Source organism: Pseudomonas sp. KNUC1026 (assembly GCF_021650705.1).
Taxonomy (GTDB): domain Bacteria; phylum Pseudomonadota; class Gammaproteobacteria; order Pseudomonadales; family Pseudomonadaceae; genus Aquipseudomonas.
The window spans coordinates 4,533,602-4,545,821 of the sequence record NZ_CP087138.1; the positions used below are offsets into that span (position 1 = coordinate 4,533,602).

At 61.1% G+C, this 12,220-nt stretch carries 8 protein-coding genes and 2 pseudogenes; 6 read left to right on the forward strand and 4 right to left on the reverse strand.

Annotated features, from left to right (window positions below; all coding sequences use genetic code 11):
- Positions 1-35: 35 nt before the first annotated feature.
- From LN139_RS21395 to glyQ, 4 genes and pseudogenes are all read right to left on the reverse strand, one after another.
- Positions 36-796, reverse strand: a pseudogene (locus tag LN139_RS21395) (lysophospholipid acyltransferase family protein).
- A gap of 55 nt (positions 797-851) precedes the next feature.
- Positions 852-1,385, reverse strand: coding sequence for a D-glycero-beta-D-manno-heptose 1,7-bisphosphate 7-phosphatase (gmhB, locus tag LN139_RS21400; RefSeq protein ID WP_236356753.1), 534 nt, complete (start codon positions 1,383-1,385; stop codon positions 852-854).
- Between the two features lie 3 nt (positions 1,386-1,388).
- Positions 1,389-3,443, reverse strand: coding sequence for a glycine--tRNA ligase subunit beta (gene glyS / locus LN139_RS21405; protein WP_236356756.1), 2,055 nt, complete (start codon positions 3,441-3,443; stop codon positions 1,389-1,391).
- Complete coding sequence (gene glyQ, locus LN139_RS21410; RefSeq protein WP_236356759.1) at positions 3,440-4,387, reverse strand: glycine--tRNA ligase subunit alpha; 948 nt, start codon at positions 4,385-4,387, stop codon at positions 3,440-3,442. Before glyQ ends, glyS begins: the two co-directional genes overlap by 4 nt.
- A gap of 87 nt (positions 4,388-4,474) precedes the next feature.
- Here glyQ and LN139_RS21415 point away from each other — a divergent pair, with 87 nt between their 5' ends.
- The 6 genes and pseudogenes from LN139_RS21415 to LN139_RS21445 all read left to right on the forward strand — a co-directional run bounded on the left by LN139_RS21415 (position 4,475) and on the right by LN139_RS21445 (position 12,215).
- Positions 4,475-5,026, forward strand: coding sequence for a DNA-3-methyladenine glycosylase I (locus LN139_RS21415; RefSeq protein ID WP_236356761.1), 552 nt, complete (start codon positions 4,475-4,477; stop codon positions 5,024-5,026).
- A 51-nt stretch (positions 5,027-5,077) separates the two neighbouring features.
- Positions 5,078-5,965, forward strand: coding sequence for a lysophospholipid acyltransferase (locus tag LN139_RS21420; protein ID WP_236356763.1), 888 nt, complete (start codon positions 5,078-5,080; stop codon positions 5,963-5,965).
- 620 nt (positions 5,966-6,585) lie between these two features.
- Positions 6,586-7,902 carry a TolC family outer membrane protein gene (locus tag LN139_RS21425; RefSeq protein ID WP_236356773.1) on the forward strand — a complete coding sequence of 439 codons (1,317 nt, stop codon included), beginning with the start codon at positions 6,586-6,588 and terminating at the stop codon, positions 7,900-7,902.
- 39 nt (positions 7,903-7,941) lie between these two features.
- Positions 7,942-10,071, forward strand: a pseudogene (locus LN139_RS25885) (type I secretion system permease/ATPase).
- Positions 10,068-11,486: an HlyD family type I secretion periplasmic adaptor subunit gene (locus LN139_RS21440; RefSeq protein WP_236356776.1), complete on the forward strand. Its 1,419-nt coding sequence runs from the start codon at positions 10,068-10,070 to the stop codon at positions 11,484-11,486. Before LN139_RS25885 ends, LN139_RS21440 begins: the two are co-directional and overlap by 4 nt.
- Positions 11,487-11,696: 210 nt before the next feature.
- Positions 11,697-12,215 (forward strand): DUF5625 family protein, encoded by a 519-nt coding sequence (locus LN139_RS21445; RefSeq protein WP_236356778.1) that lies wholly within the window; start codon positions 11,697-11,699, stop codon positions 12,213-12,215.
- The last annotated feature ends 5 nt before the right edge of the window (positions 12,216-12,220 follow it).

The following is a 12,220-nucleotide window of genomic DNA, read 5'->3' on the forward strand; positions in this document are numbered from 1 at the left end:
AGTTATTCCAAGTGTTGCTCACAAGTTATCCACAATCAGGCACTCGGCGCTTCGATGGGTTCGGGCAGTGAACCCATCGCGCGCTGTGCGGTTTCATTCCAGGCCTGTACGCGATCATTGAGCGCTGCGATGTCACGCGGGCCCTTGCCTTGGGCATACAGCGGTTCACCAATGACCAGCTCGATGGTGCCGCTGTATTTCCCCAGCCCTCTCTAGGCCAGTATTTGCCAGCGTTGTGCGCAATAGGCAGCACAGGCAGGTCGGCGTTTGCCGCCAGCGCCGCGCCGCTGCGGGTGAACTTGCCTACCTGGCCATAAGGCACGCGGGTGCCTTCGGGGAATATCAGCACCCAAACGCCATCCTTGAGCAGCTTGTCGCCTTCGGCGGCCACCAGTTTGAGCGCCTCTTTAGGGTTGTCGCGGTTGATTGCGATGGGCCTGAGCATCGCCATGGCCCAGCCGAAAAACGGCACGAACAACAGCTCACGCTTCAGCACCTGGCTCATAGGCTGGAAGTAGGCGGACAGGAAAAAGGTTTCCCAGGTGCTCTGGTGATTGGACACGATCACGCAGGGCTGCGCCGGCACGTTCTCGGCCCCGGTGATGCGTACATCCAGTTTGAGCACAATGCGCGCCAGGAAGATCGCAAAACGGCACCAGTGACCGTTGACGAACCGATAGCGCTTGGCGAACGGCAGGAACGGGGCGACAAAGAAGCTCAAAGTGCACCAGACCAGCGAGCTGCTGGCCAGAATGAAGTAGAACAAGGCGACGCGACCGGTCGACTGTTTGGTCATGGCGTTGTGTTCCGTAGCGGAGCCTGGGTGCTTCTGCACCCGCCTCCTGGTTGTTCTAAAGGTGGATAAGTGCCTGTGCCACGGCGGCCAGGTCTTCAAAAACCTGGGTGTCGGCTTCCAGGCCCTTGCTCAGAGTTCGCTCACCTTTGCCGGTTTTCACCAGCACAGGTTGGGCTCCCGCAGCGCGCGCCGCCTGCAGGTCGCTGGCGCTGTCGCCGACGAACCAGACACCCTCCAGCGGGACGCTGTAGTGGGCAGCGATCTGTTCAAGCATGCCGGGCAATGGCTTGCGGCAGGTGCAGTGTTCATCCGGCCCATGTGGGCAGTAGATGATCATGCCCACTTCGCCGCCCTCGCCCGCTACCAGCTCGCGCAGCCGCGCGTGCATGGCATCGAGTGTTGCCAGCGGGTAATAGCCGCGGGCGATGCCGGACTGGTTGGTGGCCACAGCCACCGTCCAGCCGGCTTTGCTCAGCTCAGCGATCGCACTGATGGAGCCGGGGATCGGAACCCACTCTTCCAACGACTTGATATAGGCGTCGGAATCCTGGTTGATCACACCGTCACGATCGAGAATGAGCAGCTTCACGGCTTACCCCAGCACAGAAATGTCGGCAACGCCGAGGAACAGCCCGCGCAGGCGTGCCAGCAGTGCATAGCGGTTGGCACGTACGTTGGCGTCCTCGGCGTTGACCATCACGGCCTCGAAGAACGCATCTACCGGCTCGCGCAACGCAGCCAGGCGAGCCAGGGCTTCGCTGTACTGGCGCGCCTGGAACATCGGCTGCACGGCATGGTCGGCTTGCTGGATGGCCGAATACAGCGAAAACTCGTTGGCGTTGTCGAAGTACTTGGGCTCGACACTGCTCGCGACATTGCCTTCGGCCTTGCCCAACAGGTTGGACACACGCTTGTTCACTGCGGCCAAAGCCTCGGCCTCGGGCAGCTTGCGGAAGGCCTGAACGGCCTGCACGCGCTGGTCGAAATCAAGCGCGGACGCAGGCTTGAGTGCACGCACTGCGAGGTAGCAGGCCACGTCCACACCTTCATCTTCGTAGCGAGCTCGCAGGCGATCGAAGACGAACTCCAGCACCTGTTCGCACAGCGCCGCAGCCTGCACCTTGTTGCCGTAGAGCGAGATGGTTTTTTCCACCGCTTCGACCAGGTTCAGGTCCAGCTGCTTCTCGATCAGAATACGCAGCACGCCCAGAGCGGCGCGGCGAAGTGCGTACGGGTCCTTGCTGCCGGTGGGCAGCATGCCGATGCCGAAGATGCCGACCAGGGTATCGAGCTTGTCGGCCAGTGCTACGGCAGCACCGGTGAGGGTTTCAGGCAGCTCGGCGCCAGCACCGCGCGGCATGTACTGCTCGTTCAGCGCTTTGGCGACGTCTTCGGGCTCACCGTCGTGAGTGGCGTAGTAGTAACCGGCGATGCCTTGCATTTCCGGGAATTCGCCGACCATTTCAGTGGCCAGGTCACATTTGGACAGCAGGCCTGCGCGCGCGGCGCGGTCGGCGTTGCCCTGAATGCGCGGCGCGACCCAGGCAGCCAGTTGCGATACACGCACGGCCTTGTCGTACACGGTGCCCAGCTGAGCCTGGAACACCACGTTTCGCAGCCGCTCGTTGAAGCTCTCGAGCGGTTGCTTCTTGTCCTGGTTGAAGAAGAACTCGGCATCGGTCAAGCGTGGGCGCACGACTTTTTCGTTGCCCGAGACGATCTGGAGCGGGTCCTTGCTCTCGACGTTGGCCACGGTGATGAAGCGCGGCAGCAGTTTGCCGTCAGCGTCCAGCAGGCAGAAGTACTTCTGGTTGTCCTGCATGGTGGTGATCAGCGCTTCCTGGGGCACCTCGAGGAAGCGCTCTTCGAACGAGCACACCAGCGGTACCGGCCATTCGACCAGCGCGGACACTTCATCGAGCAGCGCTGGCGGCACGATAGCGGTGCCTTCCTGCTGCAGGGCCAGCGCCTCGGTGCGCTTGGCGATCAGCTCGCGGCGCTCGACGAAGTCGGCCAGCACGTAGGCCTTGCGCAGGTCTTCGCGGTAGCTGGCGGGCGATTGGATACGCACGGCCTCCGGATGGTGGAAGCGGTGGCCGCGGGAGTCACGGCCGGCCCGTTGTGCCAACAGGGTGCAGTCGACGACTTCGTCACCGAACAGCATCACCAGCCATTGGGTCGGGCGCACGAACTCTTCCTTGCGCGCACCCCAGCGCATGCGCTTGGGGATCGGCAGGTCGTTGAGCGAGTCTTCGACGATGGTCGGCAGCAGGCTGGCAGTGGGCTTGCCCTTGATGTTCTGGCTGTAGCGCAACTTGGCGCCGCTGCGGTCGACTTCGGAGATATCCACACCGCACTTGCGGGCAAAGCCCAGGGCGGCCTGAGTCGGGTTGCCTTCAGCGTCGAAGGCTGCCTGCACGGGCGGGCCATCGAGGTTGATAGCGCGGTCGGCCTGCTGCACATCAAGGCTGTTGATCAGTACGGCAAGGCGGCGGGGGGCAGCATAGAACTGCTTGCCGGTGTAGTTCAGGCCTGCAGCCTGCAGGCCCTTCTCGATGCCGGCCAGGAAAGCTTCACCCAGCGCCTGCAGCGCCTTGGGTGGCAGTTCTTCGGTGCCCAGTTCTACCAGGAAATCTTGAGCACTCATTGCGCAGCCTCCAGCTTAGCCAACACTTCGTCTCGTATATCGGGGGATGCCATCGGGAAGCCCAGGCGAGCACGGGCTTGCAGGTAGCTTTGCGCGACGGCGCGGGCCAGGGTACGCACGCGCAGGATGTAGCGCTGGCGCTCGGTGACCGAAATGGCCCGGCGCGCATCCAGCAGGTTGAAGGTGTGCGAGGCCTTGAGCACCATTTCGTACGTTGGCAGCGGCAGTTGCAGCTCGATCAGGCGGTTGGCTTCGCTTTCGTAGAAGTCGAACAGCTCGAACAGCTTCTCGACATTGGCGTGCTCGAAATTGTAGGTCGACTGCTCCACCTCGTTCTGGTGGAACACATCGCCGTAGGTGACCTTGCCGAATGGGCCGTCGGTCCAGACCAGGTCGTAGACCGAGTCCACACCCTGCAGGTACATGGCCAGGCGCTCCAGGCCGTAGGTGATTTCACCAGTGACCGGATAGCATTCGATGCCGCCAACCTGCTGGAAGTAGGTGAACTGAGTCACCTCCATGCCGTTGAGCCAGATTTCCCAGCCCAGGCCCCACGCGCCCAGAGTCGGCGATTCCCAGTTGTCTTCGACGAAGCGGATGTCGTGCACTTGCGGGTCGAGCCCGATGTGCTTGAGCGAGCCCAGGTACAGCTCCTGGAAGTTCGCCGGGTTCGGCTTGAGCACCACCTGGAACTGGTAGTAATGCTGCAGGCGGTTGGGGTTTTCGCCATAGCGGCCGTCACCGGGGCGGCGGCTGGGCTGCACGTAGGCGGCATTCCAGTTTTCAGGGCCGACGGCGCGCAGGAAGGTGGCCGTGTGAAAGGTGCCCGCGCCTACTTCCATATCGTAGGGCTGGAGCACCACACAACCTTGCTCGGCCCAGTACTGTTGCAGGGCGAGAATCAAGTCTTGGAAGGTACGCACGGCTGGCGTAGGCTGGGTCACGAAGTCACCTGTCTCTTGGGCTGCACATGTAAAGAGCGGGAGTATACCGCGAATCGCCCCACCCCCACCACCCCCAAGGACGGCAAGATGCCCCGTTGTTTCTGGTGTTCCGATGACCCCCTCTATCAGGCTTACCACGATCAGGAGTGGGGCGTGCCGTTGCGGGACCCAGGGCGTTTGTTCGAGTTGCTGCTGCTCGAAGGCTTCCAGGCTGGGCTGTCTTGGATCACAGTGCTGCGCAAACGTGAGCGCTATCGCCAGGTGCTGTTCGGCTTCGATCCGGTGCGCCTGGCACGCATGACCGACGAAGAAATCGAAGCGCGCATGCAAGACCCCGGCATCATCCGCAATCTGCTCAAGCTCAAGGCTGCCCGGCGCAACGCACAGGCCTGGCTGGAGCTGCCTGACCCTGCAGCCTTTCTGTGGAGCTTCGTCGGCGGCCAGCCCATCATCAACCACCATGCTGGCCGCGAAACCATCGCCACAGAAACCGAAGAAGCGCGCGCCATGAGCAAAGCCCTCAAGAAGGCTGGCTTCACTTTCGTAGGGCCGACCATCTGCTACGCCTTCATGCAGGCCAGTGGCATGGTGATGGACCACACCACCGACTGCGATCGCTACGCACCGCTGGCCGGGTAGCGCGCATCGGTTAGAATGCCGCGCAACCGAAAGCTGCGACGGGACGATGCTGTGGAAACCTTCAAAGGCGCCCTGCTGGTGGGCGCGCTCAAAACCTTCGCCTTGCTGCCCTGGCGCGCCGTTCAAGGCGTGGGCGCTGGTATCGGCTGGTTGATGTGGAAACTGCCGAACCGCTCCCGCGAGGTGGTGCGCATAAACCTGGCCAAATGCTTTCCGGAAATGGACCCCGCAGCGCGTGAGCAACTGGTCGGGCGCAGCCTTAAAGGCATCGGCCGCTCCTTCACCGAGAGCGCCTGCGCCTGGATCTGGCCGGCCGAGCGCTCGCTGGCACTGGTGCGTGAAGTGCAGGGCCTCGAAGTACTGCAGGCGGCGCTGGCCAGCGGCAAGGGGGTAGTCGGCATCACCAGCCACCTGGGCAACTGGGAAGTGCTTAACCACTTCTACTGCCATCAGTGTAACCCGATCATCTTCTACCGGCCGCCGAAGCAGAAGGCCGTGGACGACCTGCTGCGCAAACAGCGCGTGCAGTTGGGCAACCGCGTCGCCCCCTCTACCAAGGAAGGCATCCTCAGCGTCATCAAGGAAGTGCGCAAAGGTGGCCAGGTCGGCATCCCGGCAGACCCGGAACCGGCCGAATCCGCCGGCCTGTTCGTGCCGTTTCTGGGCACGCTCGCCCTGACCAGCAAGTTCGTGCCCAACATGCTCAGCGGCGGCAAGGCGGTGGGTGTATTCCTGCACGCACTGCGCCTGCCCGACGGCAGCGGCTTCAAGGTGATTATCGAAGCCGCGCCGGAAGGCATGTACAGCGCAAACACCGAAGAGGCCGTGGCATCCATGAGCGCGGTGGTGGAGCGCTATGTGCGCGAATACCCCGACCAGTACATGTGGAGCATGAAGCGCTTCAAGAAGCGGCCTGCGGGTGAGGCGCGGTGGTACTGATGAAGCAGAAGCTGGGGATGGCCTGAAGTACTCGAATCCCCAGCTTCAACCCGCCCAGAGACAAGCTGAAAAACCGTTAATCCGCCCTGCCTGCGACTGTCCAGAGCCATTCGCCTGATTACGACGCACTTGTTCTGCCATCTCCGATATACGTCGTCGCGCCATCCACACATTCGGTAAGGCAAACCAAGTGATCATCTGCGCGTGATCCTTGGCCAAATCTGACCTTGGCTGCCAGGGTATTGATTGATCGCCTCCAGAATCCCCGCTGCCAGGCTGCGTTTCTCCAATAGCCTGCGCAAGTAATATGTTTGATAACGCAATTGCTGACTAGGGCTTTTCGAGCAGATCTACGAAGTTTTTCGGGAGTTTCCCGGAGATGTAGAGACGGAGCCGTTTTCGGCATCATTGAAATAATCAGCAACGGATGTTTTTAATGTAAAGCCAGAGTTGCAAAATATGTATTCGATGAAATATCTGTAAGAAACATCTCGGCATAAGATACTGGTTTTCGTCTCGTCAATCATGGTCTTAAGATTTATCTGTTCGTCCGGTTTAGCTTAATTTGGTAAGTGTGTGGTAGATATTGCTATCGAGTGAGATTTCATATGTGGCGATGCATGTTAGCGGTGTTTTTATGGAATCTGGCGCAGGGAGCGCAAGCAGAGAGCCGTTCAACAGATTTACTGAATGTCTATGAGGCAGCTCTATTGAATAGCGCGAGCCTGGCGGCGGCTGAAGCGAGAAGGCGCGAGGCCGTGGAAGTAATCCCCCAGGCGAAAGCGCAACTGCTGCCGAACCTGCGAGCGGGTGTGGCGTATCAGCAGGTCAGTAGCCATGGAGGTGAGGGGATGGCAGGTACGTATCAAGCGCCCAGGCTCACCGCAGCGTTGCGTCAACCCTTGTTCGACGCTGCACGCTGGTACCGGCTCGAAGGTGCGGGCCATGAGGCTGAGCAGGCCGAGCTGGATTATGTGCTTGCCATCAGCGGCCTCGTCCTGGAGGTCGCACAAGCCTATGGCCAAGCACTCAAGGCGCAGGTAACAGCCCATAGCGCTCAGCAGGAGGTTCAAGGGCTCTCGCAGCATGTGGCTTCGACCCATGCGCGCTTGATCAGCGGCATGGCTACCATCGTCGACCTGGCTGAAGCCCGTGCGGCGCTGGATCAGGCAAGGGCGCAATCGGCGTCTGCGGGCCACGCGGTGGCGGCAACTCAGGCGAAGCTCCGGCAACTCACCGGGTTACGGCCGCAAACGCTACGGCCGTTAGCCATTGAGCCTGTCGAAGTGCTGGAAGATACGCCGGGCACGCTGCTGGCCCAGGCGTTACAGCATAGCGCTTCGCTGAAACGTGCCGAGGCGCAGGTAAGCACGGCAGGGGCCGCCGTGAAAGCGGCCCGTGGTGCCCATGCTCCGACGCTCGATGCTGTGGTCAGCCATAGCCGCAGCGATTTGTCGGGTACCGGAAGCCGAACAGCACCCGGATTGTCGCAAACCCTGTGGGCAGTGGAATTGAATGTGCCACTGTTCGACGGGGGCGGCACGCAGTCACGCGTGCGCGCAGCAGCAGCGCAATTGCAAGCGGCCGAGTACGAGCAGGCGGCATTGCGTCAGGAAATCGCGACTCAGGTCAGTGTCTACCACAGTGAATGGCGTGTTGCCCGCCAGCAAGTCAAAGCGTATCGAGAGGCCGAATATTCAGCCATGCAGTTGTTGAAGGCGACGCGGGTGGGTCGCGACCTGGGCACGCGCAATACGCAGGACGTTATTGAAGCAGAGCGTCGTTGGTACAGCGCTCAACGTGATAGAGAACACGCAAGGCTCGATGTATGGGTCAGTCATTTGAAACTGAAACATGCCGTAGCACCCCTAACACGCGAAGATGTCGTGGCGTTGAATGCACAACTTTTGGCGAATGGTGATTGGCCTGAAGTTTGAATTTTTAAAACTGTAAGAAACTGTTAAAGAGAATAAAAAATGTTCGGGGAACAGTCTCCAGACACGGGCTTGGCTTGCTTGTTGATAATGGCGCAGCTGCATCAAGTCGCACTGTCAGCCCAGCAGTTGTCGCATCAGTTCAATACAGATGGCGGGCACTTCGACGCGAGCCGTTTGATCGCCGCTGCGCGGCACCATGGTTTCAAGGCAAGGTCGCTGGCGCCTGGCCAAGGCACCTTGGCGAGCTTCCCGTGGCCGGCGATTGCCCTGGGCGTTGACGGTGGTTTCTTTATCGTCGCCCGCGTGCAGGGCGATGAGGTGCTCATCCACGATCCTCTTTGCCAGGCCGCGCAGACCATCACCCTTGCCGCGTTGCAACAGCGCTGGAGCGGCGAAGTGATCGTGCTGCAAACCCAGGCGGCCGCCAGCGCCGGCAGCAGCCGGTTCGACTTCAGCTGGTTCATCCCAGCGGTCGTGAAGCACCGCAGCCTGTTGCTGGAAGTCCTTCTGGTGTCACTGGTGTTGCACTTGCTGTCACTCGCCACGCCTTTGTTCTTCCAGGTGGTGATGGACAAAGTGCTGGTGCACCAAGGGCTGTCGACACTTGACGTGATTGCTGTGGGCCTGTTGGCGGTGATGCTGTTCGAAACCGCATTGGGTGTGCTGCGCACCTATGTGTTCAGCCACACCACCAGCCGTATGGACGTCGAACTGGGTTCGCGGATGTTCCGCCACTTGCTGAATTTGCCGCTGGGGTACTTCCTGGCACGGCGGGTGGGGACTCCATCGCCCGGGTCCGCGAACTTGAAAACATTCGCGCGTTTCTGACGGGCAGTACCGTCACCGTGGTGCTGGATGTGCTGTTTTCGGTGGTGTTCATCGCCGTGATGTGGGTGTACAGCGGCTGGCTCGACGCTGGTGGTGCTGTTGTCCTTGCCGGTGTACATCGTACTGGCAGTGCTCATCACCCCTGTGCTGCGTGCACGCTTGAACGAGAGCTTTGCCCGGGGTGCCGAGAATCAGGCATTTCTGGTCGAAACCCTCAGCGGCATCGGCACACTCAAGGCACTGGCGGTGGAACCCAACATCGCCCGGCGCTGGGACGACCAGCTCGCCGCGTACGTCAAGGCCAGCTTTCGCACTCAGTGGGTCAACACCCTGGCCAACGAAGGGGTGGGGCTGGTGGGCAAACTGGTGACCGTCGCCACCTTATGGCTGGGCGCGCGGCTGGTCATCGACGGTGAGTTGTCGGTGGGGCAATTGATCGCTTTCAACATGCTGGCTGGCCGGGTGGCACAGCCGATCATGCGCCTGGCGCAGTTGTGGACGCAGTTTCAGCAGGCCGGTGTGTCGATGCAGCGGCTGGCCGACATCCTCGACCAGCCGCCGGAGCTGCAGCAAGCCTCACGCAGCCCTTTGCCACGCCTGCACGGCGCGGTGCAGTTTGATCAGGTCAGCTTTCGCTACCGTCCGGGTGCCAGCGCAGTGCTACAACAGGTCAGCTTCGCCATCCAGCCGGGCGAAGTGATTGGCGTAGTGGGCCGCTCCGGCTCTGGCAAAAGCACGCTTACCCGCCTGCTGCAACGCCTGCATGTGCCGGAAAGCGGTCGTGTGCTGGTCGACGGCTGTGACCTGGCCGTGGCCGACCCCACCTCGCTGCGCCGGCAGATCGGCGTGGTGCTGCAAGACAACGTACTGTTCAACCGTTCGGTGCGCGACAACATCGCCCTGGCCGACCCTGCCGCCACGCTTGAGCGGGTGATGGCGGCTGCACAACTGGCGGGCGCCCACGAGTTCATTCTGGAGCTGCCCGAAGGCTACGACACAGTCGTGGGTGAGCAGGGGGCGTCACTGTCCGGCGGCCAGCGTCAGCGCATTGCCATTGCCCGCGCGTTGATGGGCGACCCGCGCATCCTGATCTTCGACGAAGCCACCAGTGCGCTGGATTACGAATCCGAGCGGGCCATTCAGCAGAACATGCAGCACATCTGTGACGGCCGCACCGTGGTGATTATCGCCCACCGCCTCAGTGCCGTGCGCCATGCCCACCGCATTCTGGTGATGGAGCGTGGGCAGCTGGCCGAGCAAGGCAGTCATGAGCAGCTAATGAGTGTGCCCGGCGGCATCTACGCGCGCCTGCACCAGTTGCAACAGGGCGGTGGCCTATGAACCGCAGGCAGCGTTTCCGCGCACTGATGGCGCGCTACCGCGAAGCCTGGCAACAGGCGTGGGCGCAGCGCGTGCAGATGGCCGGGCCAAACCTGCAGCGGGCTGAGCTCGAGTTTCAACCCGCCGCGCTGGCCTTGCGCGACACCCCGGCTCACCCTGCGCCGCGCCTGGCGCTGCGAGTGCTGCTGGCTTTGATCGCCCTGGCGCTGCTATGGGCGGTGTTCGGCAAGGTCGATGTCGTTGCAACCGCAGCCGGCAAAGTGGTGCAAGGCGGCAACAGCAAACTTATCCAGCCCAGCGAGGCCGGGGTCGTCAGTGCTATTCACGTACGTGACGGCCAAACCGTGCAGGCCGGCGACATACTGCTGACGCTGGACGCCGGCGACGCCCATGCAGACGTGACGCGCCTGAACAGCGAGTGGCTCGCTGCCCAGGTGGACTACGCCCGTGCCAGTGCGCTGTTGCTCGCCGCCGACAATCACCTCCCGCCGCCGCCGGTGCAGGTCGACGGCATCCCCGCCGAACAACGGGCAGGCGCAGAGCGCTGGGTGCAAAGCCAATACCATGAGTGGCGCCGTGCCGTCGACAAAGCCCAGGCCGACATCGACCAGCGCCAGGCGCAACTAAAGGCAGTGCAAGCCAGCCTAGCGGCATTGGCGCGCTCTCTGCCCATTGCGCAGCAGCTGGCTGCCGATGATCAGCGCCTGCACAGCGAGCGTTACGTGCCCCAGCATGCCCTGCTGGAAAAACAGCAGGCATTGATCGAGCAAGAGCGCGAGCAGCAGGCACAACAGGCACGCCAGCAAGAACTGCGCGCCGCCCACCGCCAGGCCGGTACCCACCTTGCCTGGCTGAATGCACAAACCCGTCGGCAATGGCTGGAGCTGCAGCAACAAAGCGCTGTGCAACGCACCACCTTGCACAGCCAACTGCAAAAAGCCCAACGCCGCCTACGCCTCACTCAACTGCGCGCCCCGGTCACCGGCACCGTACAGCAACTGGCCGTGCACACCACGGGCGGCGTGGTCACCCAGGCCCAGCCGTTGATGGTGATCGTGCCAGACAACGCCCCACTGGAAATCGAAGCACGCCTGCAAAACAAGGACATCGGCTTCGTTCACGCCGGCCAGGCGGCGAAAGTGAAGGTAGAGACTTTTCTGTTCACCAAATACGGGTTGCTGGGCGGCACGGTGCGCACGGTTTCTCGCGATGCGATCGCCGATGAACACGGCGCGCTTCATTACAGCATGCGTGTCGCCCTGGCGCGGGACGCGCTGATGGTGGAGGGGGTGGAGCGCAAGTTGAGCCCGGGGATGGCGGTGCAAGTGGAAGTAAAAACAGGGCGCAGAACAGTAATGGATTATTTGTTGAGCCCTTTGAAGGTGGTGGTGAGTGAAAGTTTGGGAGAGCGTTAGTTGAGGCTTCAGGGGAATGCCAGATTTTTGCGTAGGAGCTCGGCTGCGCCGGGCGACGCGGAGATTTACACACCCGCAAAGTTCTTGAGTGGTTCACGGTCGTCGCGTCGCGCAACCTAGTTGCGCCCTACGGAGGTTAAGGCTTCGCATGTTGAGTGTAGGGGCGCGAGCCCCGATGAGTAATCGAAACTACTTGTAAAGGAGCGGAAGATGCTGGTTCTCCGATTGTCGCTTGAAAGAACGTGGAAGGCTGTAGTAGTCATGTGTGCGTGCTTGTTTCTCGCGGCCTGCACCAAACCCGTTTCCATAAGAAAGCCGTTTGAAGTGTCTCGTGCCGGGGAGGTGGTATCTGCACAATTCACTGTGAGGCGCTCGGGTGGCTACAGTTTTTCGCTTATGTTCGTGAAAGCGCCTGTGTTTGAAGACATCAAGAAGCAACAGATCATTTGGGGTGGCCCTTATAAAGACGGTATTGGAATTGATATGAATATTCGAATTATTCGAGATGGAGTTTTGATGCTGAATCAAAACGTACGTACTGTAGGGACATCGTGGGGCCAAGGGTTTTATTGGGGAAGTCGACACATCAATGCCTCAGCACGTGTAGTTCATACTCTTGGGTTGCCTCCGGGAGATTATGTTGTCGAAATGCGTACATTGCGTGAGACGCCAGAGTTCAGAGATATCGAGACGTTTGCTGAGTTTTCCTACGACGACCCGAAAGTTTGAGTCAT

Coding starts and splice junctions, on each gene's coding strand:
- LN139_RS21445 (WP_236356778.1), top strand. CDS start 11,697: ATGCTGGTTCTCCGATTGTCGCTTGAAAGAACGTGGAAGGCTGTAGTA.
- glyS (WP_236356756.1), bottom strand. CDS start 3,443: ATGAGTGCTCAAGATTTCCTGGTAGAACTGGGCACCGAAGAACTGCCA.
- LN139_RS21415 (WP_236356761.1), top strand. CDS start 4,475: ATGCCCCGTTGTTTCTGGTGTTCCGATGACCCCCTCTATCAGGCTTAC.
- LN139_RS21440 (WP_236356776.1), top strand. CDS start 10,068: ATGAACCGCAGGCAGCGTTTCCGCGCACTGATGGCGCGCTACCGCGAA.
- LN139_RS21425 (WP_236356773.1), top strand. CDS start 6,586: ATGTTAGCGGTGTTTTTATGGAATCTGGCGCAGGGAGCGCAAGCAGAG.